Origin of the sequence: Xenorhabdus poinarii G6 (assembly GCF_000968175.1) — a bacterium.
GTDB lineage: Bacteria > Pseudomonadota > Gammaproteobacteria > Enterobacterales > Enterobacteriaceae > Xenorhabdus > Xenorhabdus poinarii.
On record NZ_FO704551.1, the window covers coordinates 3372133 to 3389422 of the forward strand.

Consider the following 17290-nt stretch of genomic DNA (forward strand, 5'->3'; position numbering starts at 1 on the left):
CAACATAAAAAACTCAAGGTACGGGCAGAGAAAAACTCATTTAATCTTATTTCCGATCCGCGTGCCGATCATTCGGGACCAATAACGCATTTTCAGACGTTTCTCTGGCGTACGATTTCAAACAAGCCTATCCCGGTTGCAACCGAGACGTTCAAAGAAGAGACTGAACCCGCCATCGGAATACTGATCAATTCATCACAATGTTCACGGGTCAAGCGACGCATCCCTTCGCCTTCCGCCCCCATGACCAAAGCCGTCGGGCCAACCAACTTGCTTTCGTATAACGAATGAGTCGCTTCGCCCGCCGTACCGACCACCCAAATATTGTGTTCTTGCAATAAACGCAATGTCCGGGCGAGATTGGTCACCCGGATCAGCGGTACACTTTCTGCCGCGCCACAGGCCACTTTTCTGGCCGTCGCATTCAATTGCGCCGAACGATCACGGGGAACAATCACCGCATCAACCCCTGCGGCATCTGCTGTACGCAAGCACGCACCCAAATTGTGCGGATCAGTCACACCATCGAGTACCAGCAGGAGTGGACGCGCCAGACGGGATAACAAGTCCGGCAAATCATTTTCCTGATACTGACGTCCAGGTTTGACCCGTGCAATGATCCCCTGATGAACCGCCCCTTCTGTTTGTGCATCCAACCATTGACGATTGGCGATTTGTACCGCAATACCGATGCTTTCCAATTCCTGCAATACTGGCGTCAAACGACGATCTTCGCGCCCTTTTAAGACATAAACTTCCATGAAACGTTGTGGATCGCGCTCCAACAAAGCGTTAACGGCATGGATACCGTAAATAATTTCACTCATGACTCACTGATACCTTAAACGATACCTAAAAATAGTGGGCGGCAGAATCCGCCCTGATTGACGATAAGATGGATGAAGATTTACGGCTTAACCTTAACTGACAAGGAATCCGCGTTTTGTTTCGTGCGTTTTGCTTTCAGTTTTGCCGTAATTTTTCTCGTCTTGTCTGACGGTTTTTTCTTTTTGTCCTGTTGATGACTCTGTTTAGGATGACCTGACTTCACCGCGCCGGCCTGTTCCGTCCTTTTCTTTTTACGGGGGACGCTATCAGATTCAACATTTGCTAATTTTTTACGATCACGACTTTTTCTCGCCGGTTTACGCGCTGACGTGTCTTTTGTCATCTTATCGCGTTTTTTGGCTTTATCACGCGCCGTTTTTCCCCGATTACGGGCTTTATGCGTTGCTGAAAGCAAAGCGAAATCAATATTACGCTCATCCATGTGAACGGCGACAACACGAATTTCGACTTCATCACCCAGTTGATAAGTTTGCCCGGAAGATTCCCCGATCAAACGCTGGCCAATATTATCATATCGGTAATAATCATTATCCAGCGTCGAAACATGCACCAGGCCATCAATGAACAGATCATGCAAGCGGACGAAGAAACCGAAGCCGGTTACGCTGGTGATCAATCCGGTGAAAACATTACCGACCTGATCTTGCATGAAATCACATTTCAGCCAGTCTGCCACATCCCTTGTCGCTTCGTCAGCACGACGCTCCGTCATAGAACAATGGTTACCCAATTGCAACATCTGTTCCAGATCATTGTGCCAACCGCCTGTTGCCGTCTCACTCGGCTCAACGACATTCGGTGTTTGTGTCAGGGCTTGTTGCGTCGATTCTGCTTGTTGTGCCAATAAATACTTGATTGCCCGGTGCAATGCTAAATCCGGGTAGCGACGGATCGGCGACGTAAAGTGAGAATAGGATCGCAAGGCCAAACCAAAATGCCCCCGGTTTTCCGGTTCATAGATCGCCTGCTTCATGGAGCGCAATAACAGCGTTTGCAGCAATTCATGATCTGGCCTGTCCGCGACTTCTTTCATCAATTGCGCATAGTCTTTCGGTTCTGGTTTCATGCCACCTAACAGACTTAACCCCAACTCATTGAAGACCGAACGCAGGTTCAGAATACTCTCTTCTCTTGGTCGATCATGAATGCGATATAACGCAGGTTCACGGTGTTTCTCAACAAAACGGGCGGCCGCGATATTTGCCAAAATCATGCACTCTTCGATCAGCTTATGCGCATCGTTGCGTAAAACCGGCTCTATACGTTCAATGCGCCGCTCGGCATTAAAGATAAATTTGGCTTCTTCTGACTCAAATGAAATCGCACCACGCTGCTCACGAGCATTATCCAGCGCCTGATAAAGTTCATGCAAATATTCAATATGTTTCACCAGCGGTTTGTAGTGTTCCCGCAATGCGGGATCGCCCTGCAAAATCTTCCACACTTTTGTATAGGTCAAACGCGCATGTGAATTCATCACCGCTTCGTAAAATTTGTAGGAGGAGAGCTTACCCTGCGCGGAGACGGTCATTTCACAAACCATACACAGGCGATCGACTTCCGGGTTGAGAGAGCACAATCCATTGGACAGTACTTCCGGCAGCATCGGGATGACCTGAGACGGGAAATAGACCGAGTTACCACGGCTACGTGCTTCTGCATCCAGCGCCGTTTGCGGACGAACATAATAACTGACATCGGCAATGGCAACCCACAATCGCCAACCGCCGCCCGGTTTTCTTTCACAATACACGGCATCGTCGAAATCACGGGCATCTTCGCCATCAATGGTGACCAGCGGCAAATCACGTAAATCGACACGGCCTTGCTTGGCGGATTCCGGCACATTTTCATTCAGATCAGCGACCTGTTTTTCGACCATTGGCGGCCAGCTATGCGGAATTTCATGGGTACGCAGCGCCATTTCAACCGCGATGTTTGTTCCCATCGTCTCGCCCAAAACTTCAACAATTTTACCGATCGCTTTAGTTCGGCGAGTCGGGCGGTTGGTTAATTCAACCACCACGATATTCCCCATTCTTGCGCCACAAATCTCTTCTTTTGGGATCAAGATATCGAAACACAGGCGGCTGTCATCAGGAACGACAAACCCCATGCCTGCATCAATAAAGTATCGACCAACAATCTGGCTGCATTTGGGTTCCAACACTCGCACAATACGTACTTCAGTACGACCTTTCCTGTCTGGCTGCAAAGGCTGAGCCAGTACCACATCCCCATGAATTGCCATTTTCATCTGATCGGCGGGCAGATAAAAATCGTCTTTGTGGCCTTCCGCACGCAGAAAACCATAGCCATCACGGTGTCCAATCACCGTGCCTTTCAATAAATCCAGCCGCTCCGGTAGCGCATAGCATTGACGGCGGGTGAAAACTAACTGCCCATCTCGTTCCATTGCCCGTAAACGGCGGCGCAATGCTTCTTGGGCATCTGGCGTGATTAACTGAAGTTCTTGTGCTAATTCCTGACGGCTTACCGGGATGGTGTGTTTAGAAATGATATCCAAGATGTATTCACGGCTTGGGATAGGAGATTCGTATTTTTCAGCCTCTCGTTCCTGAAAAGGATCTTTTGACATCGTCATTCCTCTGTTGTCATCAGCAAGCTGTTTATCCCCTTGCTTCACTTAGTCAAAAGCAGTTGATAAAGGGGACGATTGTCTTTGACCAGATCGGCCAAAGTATGTTTATCCAACTCTTCCAAAAAATTTTGTACCGCTTGGTTCAAGACTGATTTTAAACGGCATGCAGGGGTGATGTGGCAGGCACTACAATCGACCAATGAAAGCGGTTCCAGTGAACGAACCACCTCACCAATTCTGATCTCGTCGGCGGGCTGACCTAAACGAATGCCGCCATTTTTTCCTCTGACAGCATTGACCAATCCTAAGTGGCTAAGTTGGTTAATGATTTTTACCATATGGTTACGTGAGACACCATAAACTTCAGTGACTTCTGTAATACTCGTCATTTGGCCTTCAGGTAATGAAGCCATATAAATCAGGGCACGTAATCCATAATCGGTAAAACTGGTTAACTGCACACTTACCTCTGGGAGATTGAAGATAACGGAATTTATTGGGAACCAAAAAATATAGGATGATTGGTTTTCGTTAGTTGGTCATCATTATGTGGTTATTTTAACAATTAATCAAAACAGGCGACTTTCTTCTTTATTGCTGCCCCGTACTTCTGCCTGACTTCGCCGAAGCAAAGAGGCACACGTTTAAAAAGCAAACGTGCTTATAAAAACAAACGCGCTTATAAAAACAAAAACCGGGCATTAAGCCCGGTTATCTGTACTTAAAATCAATTAAGCATCAAATGGATCACGCAGAATCATTGTTTCTGCCCGATCCGGGCCTGTAGAAATAATATCAACAGGCACACCTGTCAGCGCTTCTACCCGTTTGATGTAGTTCAACGCTGCCTGTGGCAATTGGCTGTGCTCTTTTACGCCAAACGTGCTTTCATCCCAGCCCGGCAAGGTTTCGTAAACGGCTTCAAGCCCTTCCCAGTTTTCTGCTGCCAGTGGTGTGGTATCAATGACCGTGCCATCTGCCTGACGGTAGCCAACACAGATTTTCACTTCTTTCAAACCATCCAGTACGTCCAGTTTGGTCATGCAGAAACCAGACAGGGAATTGATTTGGATTGCGCGACGAATGGCAACGATATCCAACCAACCTGTACGGCGGCTACGGCCGGTGGTTGCGCCAAATTCCTGACCTTTCTGACGCAGGTATTCACCCGTTTCATCAAACAGTTCAGTCGGGAATGGGCCTGCGCCTACACGGGTAGAGTAAGCTTTGATGATACCCAGTACATAATCAACATAACGTGGTCCCAGACCGGAACCCGTCGCAACACCCCCTGCGGTTGTGTTGGAAGACGTCACATAAGGATAAGTACCGTGATCGATATCCAGCAAAGTGCCCTGCGCACCTTCAAACATGACCCGATCACCTTGCTGAGTTGCCTTGTAGAGCAGATCAGAAACGTCAACCACCATTCCCGTCAGGATATCGGCAACAGCCAGAATGTCATCCAGCGTTTTCTGGTAATCAACGGCAGGTTCATTGTAGTAGTTAACTAACTGGAAGTTGTGGTAATCGATGATTTCTTTCAGTTTGACAGCAAAAGTGTCTTTATCAAACAGATCACCGACACGCAGTCCACGACGGGCAACTTTATCTTCATATGCCGGGCCAATACCACGGCCAGTTGTACCAATCGCCTTAGCGCCACGCGCTTTTTCGCGAGCGTTATCCAGTGCTACATGGTAAGGCAGGATCAGCGGACAAGCTTCAGAAATAAGCAGGCGCTCACGAACAGGAACCCCACGTGATTCAAGCTCTCTCATCTCTTTCATCAACGCATCTGGTGCTAAAACGACCCCATTTGCGATAATGCTAATGACATTTTCACGTAAGATCCCGGATGGAATTAAGTGGAGAACGGTTTTTTCACCGTTGATGACCAGTGTATGGCCCGCATTGTGGCCCCCCTGATAACGAACTACGTATTTAGCCCGTTCAGTCAGCAAGTCGACGATTTTACCCTTGCCCTCGTCACCCCATTGGGTGCCCAATACGACAACGTTCTTACCCATTTCAAAAGTTCACTCGGTTGCTTAAAAATGGATTCTAACATCTCATTTAGCACCTTTCAGTATTTTTTGTTACTTCTGTTATTTCTATTCGTAATATAAATAGGCTGATAAGTAGACATTAGTAATGAAAATAACAGACAAAAAGCCACTATATGTTTTCTTACAGTGGCTTAGGGTGCGGCCAGACATGCTGGCCGCTATTGGTCTATTTTTTGCAATTGACTTTTTGCAATGGGTCATGAAAGCAGATTGAAGGTGGTCTGCCCGTCAATTCCCTTACTCACTTGCATGATCTTTCTGCTTAGAAGGCGCTTTCATATAACGGAAGAAATCGCTATCCGGGCTGAGCACCATGATGTTGCCATCATTTTTAAAGCTCTTTTCGTAAGCACGCAGGCTACGGATGAATGCGTAGAATTCTGGATCTTGACTGAAGACGTCGGCAAACAATTTCGTTGCTTCCGCATCCCCTTCACCATGTAATACCAATGCCTGACTTTGTGCTTCTGCCCTGATTTCAGTCGCAGTTTTATCAGCCGCTGCACGGATTTTCTCAGCTTCTTCCAGACCTTGTGAACGATGGCGACGTGCGACAGCTTCACGCTCTGCGCGCATACGCTGATAAATGGCATCTGAAACTTCATCCGGCAAGTTAATTTGCTTGATACGAACGTCCACCACCTCAATCCCCAATGCCGCCATACTGTTCGAGTTCAGGGCTAATGGTTTGACTTTTGTCTCTTGCTCTACCCGCGCGGCAGCCGAAGCAATCTCACTGTCTGCGGTATCAGCATCACGTGTGCCAAGGTTTAACGCATCACGCACATCGGTTGTCAAACGTCCGCGGGAATCGGTCACAATACCACGCACATCCAAACGACCAATCTCAGAACGTAGACGGTCACTGAATTTACGTTTCAACAGCAATTCAGCTTGAGCAATTTCTCCGTTACCGGTTGCCAGATAATATCGGCTAAAATCGTTAATCCGCCACTTCAGATAAGAGTCAACGATCAGATCCTTATTTTCACTGGTCAGGAAACGGTCTGCTTTGATATCCGTCGTCTGAATACGCGCATCAAGTGTTTTAACCGTTTCAACAAATGGAATTTTGAAATGCGGGCCCGGTTGATAAACCACCGGTTTATTTTCAGCATCACGCACCACTTTGCCAAAACGCAGCACAATGCCACGCTGACCTTCATAGACAATAAAGATCGACGAATACAGCACAACCAATATGGCGGCAATAGCAAAGACGAACGACTTACGCATGATTATGGTCTCCCTTGTCTTAGCGTCTCACTACGCAGGCCGTTTAAATCCCCGTAGCCTGAATTGCCATAGCCAGAACTGTTATAATTTGAGCGCCCTTGTGTCGAAGCAGGCGGTGTTGTGTTACGCGATTCTGGCGTTACCGTGGTGCCCTGAGGGGATTTTGGCACAGCAGACTGTTTACTCAGGATTTGATCCAAGGGTAATACCAGCATGTTGTTACTCTTTTCGTTTGCAATCACTTTACGGGTATGGCTCAGTACTCGCTCCATGGTTTCAATGTAAAGACGTTCACGCGTAATTTCCGGCGCGGCTTTATACTCAGGGAGAATTTTGGCAAAACTGGCCACTTCACCCTGTGCCGTTAATACCACACTGACTTTATAGGCTTTAGCATCTTCAATGATACGTTGAGCCTCACCCTTAGCGATTGGCAGAACAGAGTTGTTGTAAGCTTCAGCTTCACGAATGGTTTTTTGTTCTTCCTCGCGCGCAGCGATAACATCATCGAATGCGGCTTTCACCTCTTCTGGCGGACGCGCCGTCTGGAAGTTTACGTCCAGCAAAGTGATCCCCATCTTGTACGGACGAATTGTTTCTTCCAGTACTTTTTGGGTATCGTTACGTACAATGGTACGATCTGCTGTCAGAATTTTTTCCATTGTGTATTTGCCAACCACGCCACGTACAGCACTGTCCGTTGCCTGGTGCAAACTATTATCAGGATTGGTGACATTAAAAAGATAAGCCGCGGGATCAGTGACGCGGTACTGAACGTTCATCTCAGCACGAACCACGTTTTCATCTGACGTCAGCATAACACCCGATGTTGCCAGTTCCCGGACAGATTCGACGTTAACAGCACGAACGCGATCGATAAATGTCATTTTCCAGTTCAAGCCAGGCTGAACAACGTGGCTGAATTTACCCAGGCGGGTAACAACACCACGTTCGGTTTCTTTAATGGTATAGAAACCACTGACAACCCAAACAACAACTGCAGCAGCAACGGTAAGACCAATAAAACGCCCACCAAATTTAGGGTTCTGTTCAGAACCATTTCCACCTTTGTTTCCACCGAGACCACCGAGCTTTTGACTCAGTTTACGGAACAGATCGTCGAGATCAGTTGTCCCACGGTTACGACCACCTTTATTGTTGCCGCCGGAGTTGCCGCCATTATTATTGCTGCTTCCCCACGGGTCGCGGTCCTGTCCGTTATTACCGGGCTGATTCCACGCCATGTTTTAGCTCCACTTTTTAGTTTTTACTGGTTTTTCAGAGGTGACTGCTATCCACCCTGATGGGTGAGGCTTCCCACTTCACGGGCTGCTGTCTGTCCCTGACGAGTCTGACAGTGGCCTCCGTGGGCAGAAACGATGGACTTCATCGTTTTGTAAGCAACCAATATTATTGGGTGATATTTTCGACAGTGCACATTCTGTCACTGCAATTCTGGCACAGTCCGTTCATCACCATCACCGCCATTTCATTTCTGCTACGCCATGACTATCAGCACCTTGAAATGGCGGATAAAAATGATACCTTGTTTGTTGTCTTGAGCCAATCAATCAGACAATATAACCGGGCAAGCTTGGGTCTTTTTTGCACAAACGACGCCAATCAACCATTGGCATCCTGACTTCAATACCCACTTGACCATTCTCTTCCATCCATTCACATTCAATGGCCTGAAGCTGATAAAAACGGCTACGCAAGCGCCCCGCTTCAGGGGGAAGATGCAATTTATAGTGTGCAATTTCACCGGATAAGCGCTCAGTTAACGCTTGCAGTAACAGTGGGATACCTTCACCCGTTTGTGCCGATAACCAAACTCTGACCGGCCGATTTTCTTCATCACGATCAATACGGGGAATAAAATCTTCCAGCATATCGATTTTATTCATGACCCGTAACGCAGGGATCTCATGTGACTCAATCTCTTCAAGTACATTGTCAACCGCGATAATGTTTTGATCAAGACGATTATCTGCCGCATCAACCACATGTAACAATAACTTCGCCTGGCGGGTTTCTTGCAAAGTCGCCTTAAATGCGGCCACCAAATCGTGGGGCAAATGGCGAATAAAACCCACCGTATCAGCCAACACAACCGTGCCAACATCCTCCACCGCGATTCGGCGCAATGTTGGGTCCAGTGTGGCAAAGAGCTGGTCAGCCGCATAAACGTCAGAGGAAGTGATGGTATTGAATAGACTGGATTTTCCGGCATTGGTGTAACCGACAAGCGAAACGGTGGGGATATCTGCTTTATTGCGTGCTTGTCGCCCTTGTTCACGCTGTTTTTCAACTTTGTTGAGACGCCCCAGAATCTGTTTGATTTTGTCACGCAGCATACGGCGGTCACTTTCCAACTGGGTTTCTCCAGGCCCACGCAGCCCGATCCCCCCTTTTTGGCGTTCAAGGTGAGTCCATCCCCGAACCAGACGGGTAGACAAGTGGCGCAATTGTGCCAGTTCAACTTGTAACTTACCTTCATGCGTTCTTGCCCGCTGGGCAAAAATATCCAGAATCACGCCGGTGCGATCAACAACACGGCATTGGCACAAACGTTCAAGATTACGTTCCTGAGCCGGGCTAAGAGGATGGTTAAACAACACCACATCTGCACCACTGTTTTTGACAGCGTCAGCAATTTCCTCTGCTTTACCTTCTCCGACAAAATATTTTGGATGAGGTGCCTTCCGGCTTCCCGTGACAATCTGCACAGGAGAAACACCTGCGGAAGTCACCAATGACTCAAATTCACTGAGATTTTCCGTATCTTTTTCCTGCGAGAAGAAAACATGCACCAGAACAGCTAACTCTCCGCCTTCATAACGATCAAACAACGGTGCAACCCCTCAGGTTAAGTAAAAACCCAATATGAAAAAACATAGGTAAAGTCTCCCTACCTATGTTTTTATTTATGTCAGGCACAGCCACTGATTTACTCAGCGCCATCACTTTCCTGTTGTGCTACTGTGCTACTGCCAGCATGATAATTCCCAACACCAGTTGGCACATTCTGGTTGCTACCATGATGAGAGACTGGACGGGAAGGCACAACAGTCGAAATGGCATGTTTATAAACCATCTGGCTGACCGTGTTTTTCAGTAAAATGACAAACTGGTCAAAAGATTCAATCTGACCCTGTAATTTGATGCCATTGACCAAATAAATAGAAACCGGAACCCTTTCACGCCGCAAAGCATTCAGGAATGGATCTTGCAGAGATTGCCCCTTAGCCATTCTATATTTTCCTTCATTTTGTTTGTTGTTGCTTAATTAAGAATCGATTGGTTCGAAAAAATAACTACTCAAAAATGACACTTTTACTGATCAATTCACTGATCAATTGTACACAATCAATAAACTTATGTACTAATAACCTGCATGACTGTATTTAAGGCTTGTTCAGGTTGATCACTATCCAACCAAGTCACATCACCCCAACTCCTGAGCCACGTGATCTGGCGCTTCGCCAATTGACGAGTCGCACAGATACCACGATAAACCATCTCATCATGAGATATTTCGCCCGCAAGGTAAGACCACATCTGACGATAACCAACACAGCGAATGGAGGGTAAATCTGTATGCAAATCCCCACGAGCATAAAGCGCTTTTACTTCATCTTCAAACCCTGATTTGATCATTTGCTCAAAACGGGTCGCAATACGTTGATGTAACATTTCACGACTGGCTGGTGCAATCGCAAATTGATGAACTCGATAAGGTAATCCTTCACCCGCCGTTTCCGTCAATTCTGTTAAAGTTTTACCCGAAATCCGAAAAACTTCCAGTGCGCGAGTCAAACGTTGTGGATCATTCGGGTGGATCCTGGCCGCAGAAACCGGATCAATCGCCCGTAATTGCCGATGCAGCGTATCCCACCCAAGCTCTGCCGCCTGCTGTTCAATCTGCGCTCGAATTTCTGGCCTCGCAGAAGGCAAAGGTGATAATCCTTCCAACAATGCTTTGAAATATAGCATGGTTCCACCAACCAGGAGTGGAATTCTCCCTGCGGCCGTAATTTCCGCCATTTCTTGCAACGCATCACGGCGAAAATCAGCCGCAGAGTAAGCGTCCACAGGGTCAAGGATATCAATCAAACGATGAGGTGCCTGTGCCTGCTCTTGTGCCGACGGTTTTGCTGTCCCAATATCCATTCCACGATAAATCAACGCAGAATCGACACTGATTAATTCAACCGGAAGGTGCTTACGCAAGGCGATCGATAACGCCGTTTTCCCGGAGGCCGTCGGCCCCATGACAAAAATGGCTGTCGGCAGATATTGAGTTTTTAAATCACTCATGATTAAGACGTGCCACCACTGCTTGTAAATCCATTAATTGTAATAATCCCTCCGGCGGTGATCCCACCAGTTGAGGGCAAAGACGTTCGACATCAGCCAAAAGCTGAACAGCCTGTGCGATGTTCCATGTTTCATGCTCGCTACCCACCTGACGGGAAAGCCAAATAGCAACCTGCTCAGCAGAAGCCCCTGACTGCTCCCCAAGATAGCCCAACAGCGCCGGCAGGAGTTTCGGCAGGTTCTGTCGGCGCAAAGGCAACGATACCGCATGAATGGTTACTTTTCCATGTACGATTGTCGATTCGATGCCAAAAGTCCTTAACAGATCACTATTCGACCTCAAAACGTCCATTTCTGATGGAGTAAGGGCAAGCTTTAGCGGAATCAATAAGGGTTGGGGTTTTAGTCCCTGCTCCCCCGGCGTCAGTTGCGCCTGTTTCAGCCAGCGTTCAGCCACTGACAGAGAAAGCAGGCCAATCCCCAATGGGGATTCGGTCAAGGCATACTCCCCCGCATAGATGCACAATACTTTTCCGAAACTGTATTTTCCCTGCCCTGCATTGACCGATGTCACAGGGACAGAAACCGGACTGGAAATCGGCGTATTCAGCCCCGGAGGAAGGCTTTCCGGTTTGATGGAGTCATGACTCAACGGTGTACTTTCCTTCTCCTTCCGCTCTGGAAATAATGGCCGTTTTTCTTCCAGTGAGGACTGCATCAGCGTTTGATACAATGCGCCCTGCTTTTTCTGATACTTTTCTCGATGGGCGTTTTCTCCCTGATGCGTGTATTGTGTACCGCCCAAGTGTTGATGCTGTCCGGTCGTCAGTTTTTCGCCCGTGGTTTTTTGACTGTTATCATGAGGGCGTGAGGAAGAAGCATCATCTGACTGCGCCCGGATAAAGTGATTTTCTCCCGCCGCAGGGCGGTTCTCCGGCACCCAACTCGCGGCACGCTCTTGGCATCCCAATGCCAACTCATCGCCCGCGCCGCGTTGTTTAAGTACCGCCGCCACGCCCTGGTAAATAAAATCATGTACCAGGCGAGCCTGATGAAAACGCACTTCATGTTTGGCCGGATGCACATTGACATCGACTTGACGCGGATCGATGTCGAGATACAAAACATAGGCGGGCTGTCGATCCCCCTGAATTAAGTCCTGATAAGCTTGACGAATCGCATGATTAATCAGGCGATCCCGCATCATGCGCCCATTGACATAACAGTATTGAATCTCACTGACTGCCGCAGTATTCACCGGGTCAACAACCCAGCCCTTAATGGATAAACTATCATGCTGCCATGACAACGCCAGAGCCTGCTGCACAAACGCTGTCCCACAAATAGCGGCCAAACGCCGTTCATATTGTGACGCCTCTTTAGCAGGGCGATACTGACGGACTAACTTTCCATTGTGATTCAGATTAATCGTGACATCTAATCGTGCCAGCGCTATCCGCCGCACCACTTCATCAATATGACCAAATTCCGTTTTTTCTGTTCTCAGGAATTTGCGCCGGGCAGGTGTATTGTAAAACAGATCCAGCACTTCCACCGTTGTCCCGACAGGATGAGCCGCCGGTTTCACCGTGACGGCCATATCACGGCCTTCCGCATAGGATTGCCACGCTTCGGTCTGGTTTTCAGGACGGGAAGTTAATGTTAGCCTTGAAACAGAACTGATACTCGCCAGCGCTTCTCCACGAAACCCCATACTGACAATCGCTTCCAAATCATCTAATGAAGCTATTTTACTGGTTGCATGGCGTGCCAGAGCCAACGTCAGATCCTGCTGACTGATCCCACAGCCATTATCGCGGAGCCGGATCAACTTCGCACCGCCCCGTTCAATATCGATATCAATCCGGGTTGCGCCAGCATCAAGGCTATTTTCCATCAATTCTTTTACGACTGAAGCCGGGCGTTCTACGACTTCACCGGCAGCAATCTGGTTTGCCAACTGTGGGGGGAGTATTTTGATAGCCATCTTTGACCTTATTTACCCTTTAGCGCCTAATCACAATACCGAGCCTATCGTATTTATTCCGATAGCCCTACGCTGATTACTTTTACTTTGGCGCAGCCTGCAACGGATTAGCCAGAAAATAGTGACGTAATCCCAAATGAATGGCCTGAGCCAATTTTTCCTGATATTGATTGGAATTCAATAAGGCTTCTTCAGACGAGTGACTGATAAAACCGGTTTCGACTAAAATAGACGGAATATCTGGCGAGCGTAACACGCCAAGACTTGCATGTTCAGGTGTGCGCTTATGCAGCGAACCCATTTTAGATAACTGATTCAGCACCTGCACGGCGACCGCATAACCCACCCGTTGGGAATGCCCGAATTGCAAATCCAGCACCGCCTGACTCAGATAAGGATCGGCACCATTGGCCAGCGCATTTCCCGCACCACCCAGTAATTCCGATTGTTTCTCATGCTGTTCCAGCCAATTCCCCAGTTCACTGTTTGCCCGACGATTGGAGAGAACCCAGACAGACGCGCCTCTGGCACTGCGATTCGGTGCTGCATCCGCATGAATCGAAACCAACATATTAGCTTGATATTGACGGGCAACTTCAGAACGTCCCGCCACCGAGATAAAATAATCACCCTTTCGCGTCAATACCGGTGTAAACATGGGATCACGCTGCAAAAGGGCTTCCAATTTACGCGCGACACTCAGCGTGACGTTTTTCTCTTTTAACCCCCGCTGCCCAATCGCCCCGGGGTCTTGCCCGCCATGCCCGGCATCAATGGCAATAACAACGGTACGGGCATCCCTGGCTTTCTTTGCCGTTTGAGTCACCGGTTTCGTGATACCTTGTTCACGGTGATTCAATGTGGACGAGGTTTCTTTACTTGCTGCACCTGCTGTTTTTCCCAGCAACGGGGCATTATTTTCTGAAAGTAACCACTTACTTTCATTTTTTGAGGCACGCTGATTGGATGCAGGTGGATTGATTCCCGCCTCCTTCGCTTTCAGCGTCATCACCACTTGCGACTGATTGCCGGCATGTTTCACCGTCGCTGTCGTCGTGGCCTTATGTGACAATTCCAACACCACTCGCTGATGATGTGCATCAGATGCCTGGCTGGCTCGCACTATTTTTATCAGATTCTGACCGGATAAACGCATAGGCAACCCAGCAATTTTACTGGCCTGGCGAATATCCACCACCAATCGTTCAGGAGCGTGCAAAGGAAAGAACCGATAATCAGGAGACCCGCCCGCGAATTCCAACGTGACTACCGACTCAGATGGGCCACTCTTCACATGGATATTTGCCAGTGTAGACGCCGCGGCTATCGTCATCACCAACTGGCTCAACATGAAAAACAAAACACTGGCCATCACCCAATGGGGATGCCATTTTTTTATCACATTCACGAAAAAGGCATTCATCATGGTCGGGTATTCCTTCATAAGGACTGCAAATTATCCAACAGACGCTCACCGTATGCCGATAACGCAACAAAACGTGCCTGTCGCCCTTCACTGTCATAACTCAAGTGCAGCTCAATATCCGCATCAGGCAAAACGCCTTTTCCCTGCTGAGGCCACTCCACCAAACATATGGCGTCTTGATGAAAATAATCACGAATTCCCATAAATTCCAGTTCTTCGGGATCAGCCAGACGGTAAAGATCGAAATGATAGACAGGCCGTGGTTGCAGGGTGTAAGGTTCAACCAGAGTATAAGTTGGGCTTTTCACGTGCCCCTGATGGCCAAGAGCTTGCAGAAAACCACGGCTGAATGTCGTTTTTCCCGCACCAAGATCACCATATAAATAAATAACATAGCCACGATCGCCAACAGCCGCCACAGTATGACCCAATGCGACTGTCGCCTCTTCATTCGGAAGTGATAAAACGAGTTCTTTCATCGAAAAATATCTATTTTGATTGATTAAATTAGAGAATAATCAAGTAGAAATATCAGTTAAGGCGCTTAACTAATAACCATAACATAAATTCAGACCTGACCCCTCAATATCTTCTACATCGTCATAACATCATAACGACCACACGTCGCATTTTTGTATTCAAACCTTGCTGTGTTAAGCTACACGCCTCCTTTCAGCCGTCATTTGATATACCATGACTACCCCTCTCGATCTGAATATTCTGGCTACAAACATCAAGCAATGGGGTTCTGCCCTCGGCTTCCAGCAAGTCGGCATCTGTGACACCGATTTATCAACAGAAGAACCAAGACTACAAGAATGGCTTGATAAGCAATATCACGGCGAAATGGACTGGATGGCGCGCCACGGCATGATGCGTGCCCGCCCTCATGAATTGCTGCCGGGTACCTTGCGGGTTATCAGTGTACGGATGAATTATCTGCCCGCGAAAGCCGCCTTTGCCAGCACACTGAACAATCCGCAAATGGGCTATGTTAGCCGCTATTCGCTCGGCAGAGATTATCATAAACTGCTGCGTCAACGTCTCAAAAAATTGGGCGATCAGATCCAAGAATATTGTCATGCGCATGAATATCAGGGAACGCTGAATTTTCGTCCTTTTGTCGATTCAGCCCCCATCATGGAACGCCCGCTGGCAGAAAAAGCCGGGCTTGGATGGGTTGGTAAACACTCACTTATATTAAATCGTGAATCAGGCTCCTGGTTTTTCCTTGGCGAATTACTGATTAACCTCCCCCTGCCTGTCGATACTCCGCAAGAGGCGCAATGTGGACGCTGTGTTGCCTGTATGACCACATGTCCAACCGGCGCCATTGTTGAGCCTTACACCATTGATGCCCGGCGCTGCATTTCTTATCTGACCATTGAATTAGAAGGCGTTATCCCGGAAGAATTTCGCCCACTGATGGGCAACCGGATTTATGGCTGCGACGATTGCCAGCTTATTTGCCCCTGGAATCGTTTTTCTCAATTAACGGATGAAGCAGACTTTAGTCCACGTGCTGCACTGCATACACCTGACCTCTTAGATCTGTTCAATTGGAGTGAAGAAAAGTTCCTGCGTATCACTGAAGGTTCGGCAATTCGCCGTATCGGGTATATGCGCTGGCTTCGCAACATTTCTGTCGCCCTGGGCAATGCGCCGTATCAAGATGATATTGTTTTGGCGCTGGAAAACAAAGTGGGATTAAGCGCGGTTTTGGATGAACATCTCCATTGGGCGATTGCTCAACAAATGACCCGTCGGAATGCGAATACCATTGAGGTGCAAACGTCAAAACAAAAACGGTTGATACGCGCAATCACTAAGGGTCTGCCCCGGGATGCTTAATATTCAATCAGTCGAATTTCTTGTGAAAAAAACGGATTATTGCCTTGTGAATAAAATAAGAAAGCGTCGCTGAACAACGCATAAACAGAACATAAATACCAATCAAGCAATCGTTAAATCAGGTTAATTATTTTAATTAATCAACAAGTTAAGTTTAAACTGTTGTTTTGGATAGTAAATAAAAAAAACAAACACGAAGAAGCCTCCTGTGGATAACTCTGTGTAATAAGTCGAGCATCATCAGGTAACCTAATCAAGCAGTCATGTTAAATACTGTGGATAAAAAACCAGAATTGAATTCGAGTAAAAAACACCAGAAATCAGCAGCGAAACCATCATCCACTCATCTATTCTAGACGCTGGTGGAGAAATTTTCCTCTGCCCTTTCAAAAATGAGGCGGCATTATGGACCTGTTGGTGCAGGATAGCAAGCGCTTTATTGACAATTTATTTTTAGCTGGCGTTGTATTGCACAGGGGGCTGCGACTCAGGCAGAGATAACGTAAAGGCTCGAATACCGCCTCTTTTAAAAGACAAAACAAGAAAACTGGAGCGGGAAACGAGACTCGAACTCGCGACCCCAACCTTGGCAAGGTTGTGCTCTACCAACTGAGCTATTCCCGCATAACAGAGGATAAGAATGATTAACCAGAGATCACTGAACACGGTTTCTAATCCGGTTAACAATATGATGCAAAAACCGGTGTTTCAGAATGGGCGTCATTATGAACATGTTCAAATAAGATGACAAGCCCTTTACCTCCACGGCCACGCTAAACGTTCAAAAGATATCCGTCCCGGCTTGATGCGAAAAATTCCTGCCATAACCCCAATCGTTATCTGAAATATTAAACCGTCAAAAATTAACACTAAACAAACAAACAGCCAACATCTAATAAGATTTATGCTTGTCGTCACTCTCTTGCAGCAATAGATTAGCATCAGTTTTT

13 protein-coding genes and 1 tRNA gene are annotated in these 17290 nt (G+C 47.5%); 1 reads left to right on the plus strand and 13 read right to left on the minus strand.

Annotated elements, in window-relative coordinates:
* Positions 1–92: 92 nt before the first annotated feature.
* From rlmB to tsaE, 12 genes are all read right to left on the minus strand, one after another.
* Positions 93–827: a 23S rRNA (guanosine(2251)-2'-O)-methyltransferase RlmB gene (rlmB, locus tag XPG1_RS15485; RefSeq protein ID WP_045960007.1), complete on the minus strand. Its 735-nt coding sequence runs from the start codon at positions 825–827 to the stop codon at positions 93–95.
* Positions 828–907: 80 nt separating this feature from the next.
* On the minus strand, positions 908–3448 hold the full coding sequence (gene rnr, locus XPG1_RS15490) for a ribonuclease R (RefSeq protein WP_045960009.1): 2541 nt from the start codon (positions 3446–3448) through the stop codon (positions 908–910).
* Positions 3449–3492: 44 nt separating this feature from the next.
* Entirely contained in the window at positions 3493–3912 is a 420-nt protein-coding gene (gene nsrR / locus XPG1_RS15495) for a nitric oxide-sensing transcriptional repressor NsrR (protein WP_045960011.1), read from the minus strand.
* A 270-nt stretch (positions 3913–4182) separates the two neighbouring features.
* Entirely contained in the window at positions 4183–5481 is a 1299-nt protein-coding gene (locus tag XPG1_RS15500; RefSeq protein WP_045960013.1) for an adenylosuccinate synthase, read from the minus strand.
* A gap of 276 nt (positions 5482–5757) precedes the next feature.
* Complete coding sequence (hflC, locus tag XPG1_RS15505) at positions 5758–6756, minus strand: protease modulator HflC (protein ID WP_045960015.1); 999 nt, start codon at positions 6754–6756, stop codon at positions 5758–5760.
* A gap of 2 nt (positions 6757–6758) precedes the next feature.
* Positions 6759–8000, minus strand: a complete 1242-nt coding sequence (hflK, locus tag XPG1_RS15510) for an FtsH protease activity modulator HflK (RefSeq protein ID WP_071825396.1) — start codon at positions 7998–8000, stop codon at positions 6759–6761.
* Positions 8001–8327: 327 nt separating this feature from the next.
* On the minus strand, positions 8328–9608 hold the full coding sequence (gene hflX / locus XPG1_RS15515) for a ribosome rescue GTPase HflX (protein ID WP_045960018.1): 1281 nt from the start codon (positions 9606–9608) through the stop codon (positions 8328–8330).
* Between the two features lie 98 nt (positions 9609–9706).
* Positions 9707–10009 (minus strand): RNA chaperone Hfq, encoded by a 303-nt coding sequence (hfq, locus tag XPG1_RS15520; protein ID WP_045960020.1) that lies wholly within the window; start codon positions 10007–10009, stop codon positions 9707–9709.
* A gap of 125 nt (positions 10010–10134) precedes the next feature.
* Complete coding sequence (miaA, locus tag XPG1_RS15525; RefSeq protein WP_045960022.1) at positions 10135–11076, minus strand: tRNA (adenosine(37)-N6)-dimethylallyltransferase MiaA; 942 nt, start codon at positions 11074–11076, stop codon at positions 10135–10137.
* Positions 11069–13063, minus strand: a complete 1995-nt coding sequence (mutL, locus tag XPG1_RS15530) for a DNA mismatch repair endonuclease MutL (RefSeq protein ID WP_045960025.1) — start codon at positions 13061–13063, stop codon at positions 11069–11071. Before mutL ends, miaA begins: the two co-directional genes overlap by 8 nt.
* Before the next feature lie 82 nt (positions 13064–13145).
* The gene (gene amiB / locus XPG1_RS15535) at positions 13146–14489 is read right to left on the minus strand and encodes an N-acetylmuramoyl-L-alanine amidase AmiB (RefSeq protein WP_045960027.1); all 1344 of its coding nucleotides are present in this window, start codon (positions 14487–14489) and stop codon (positions 13146–13148) included.
* 14 nt (positions 14490–14503) lie between these two features.
* Positions 14504–14968, minus strand: coding sequence for a tRNA (adenosine(37)-N6)-threonylcarbamoyltransferase complex ATPase subunit type 1 TsaE (gene tsaE / locus XPG1_RS15540; protein ID WP_045960030.1), 465 nt, complete (start codon positions 14966–14968; stop codon positions 14504–14506).
* A 214-nt stretch (positions 14969–15182) separates the two neighbouring features.
* Between tsaE and queG the strand changes: the two genes are divergently transcribed.
* Positions 15183–16340, plus strand: coding sequence for a tRNA epoxyqueuosine(34) reductase QueG (queG, locus tag XPG1_RS15545; protein ID WP_045960033.1), 1158 nt, complete (start codon positions 15183–15185; stop codon positions 16338–16340).
* A gap of 548 nt (positions 16341–16888) precedes the next feature.
* On the opposite strand, the gene XPG1_RS15550 is transcribed toward queG, so the two are convergent.
* Positions 16889–16964 (minus strand) — tRNA-Gly (locus XPG1_RS15550).
* Between the last annotated feature and the right edge of the window lie 326 nt (positions 16965–17290).

Excerpts from the sequence above, each read along its gene's own strand:
- hfq (WP_045960020.1), bottom strand. The coding sequence starts at position 10,009 with ATGGCTAAGGGGCAATCTCTGCAAGATCCATTCCTGAATGCTTTGCGG.
- amiB (WP_045960027.1), bottom strand. The coding sequence starts at position 14,489 with ATGATGAATGCCTTTTTCGTGAATGTGATAAAAAAATGGCATCCCCAT.
- tsaE (WP_045960030.1), bottom strand. The coding sequence starts at position 14,968 with ATGAAAGAACTCGTTTTATCACTTCCGAATGAAGAGGCGACAGTCGCA.
- miaA (WP_045960022.1), bottom strand. The coding sequence starts at position 11,076 with ATGAGTGATTTAAAAACTCAATATCTGCCGACAGCCATTTTTGTCATG.
- mutL (WP_045960025.1), bottom strand. The coding sequence starts at position 13,063 with ATGGCTATCAAAATACTCCCCCCACAGTTGGCAAACCAGATTGCTGCC.
- hflK (WP_071825396.1), bottom strand. The coding sequence starts at position 8,000 with ATGGCGTGGAATCAGCCCGGTAATAACGGACAGGACCGCGACCCGTGG.
- rlmB (WP_045960007.1), bottom strand. The coding sequence starts at position 827 with ATGAGTGAAATTATTTACGGTATCCATGCCGTTAACGCTTTGTTGGAG.
- hflC (WP_045960015.1), bottom strand. The coding sequence starts at position 6,756 with ATGCGTAAGTCGTTCGTCTTTGCTATTGCCGCCATATTGGTTGTGCTG.
- queG (WP_045960033.1), top strand. The coding sequence starts at position 15,183 with ATGACTACCCCTCTCGATCTGAATATTCTGGCTACAAACATCAAGCAA.
- XPG1_RS15500 (WP_045960013.1), bottom strand. The coding sequence starts at position 5,481 with ATGGGTAAGAACGTTGTCGTATTGGGCACCCAATGGGGTGACGAGGGC.
- rnr (WP_045960009.1), bottom strand. The coding sequence starts at position 3,448 with ATGTCAAAAGATCCTTTTCAGGAACGAGAGGCTGAAAAATACGAATCT.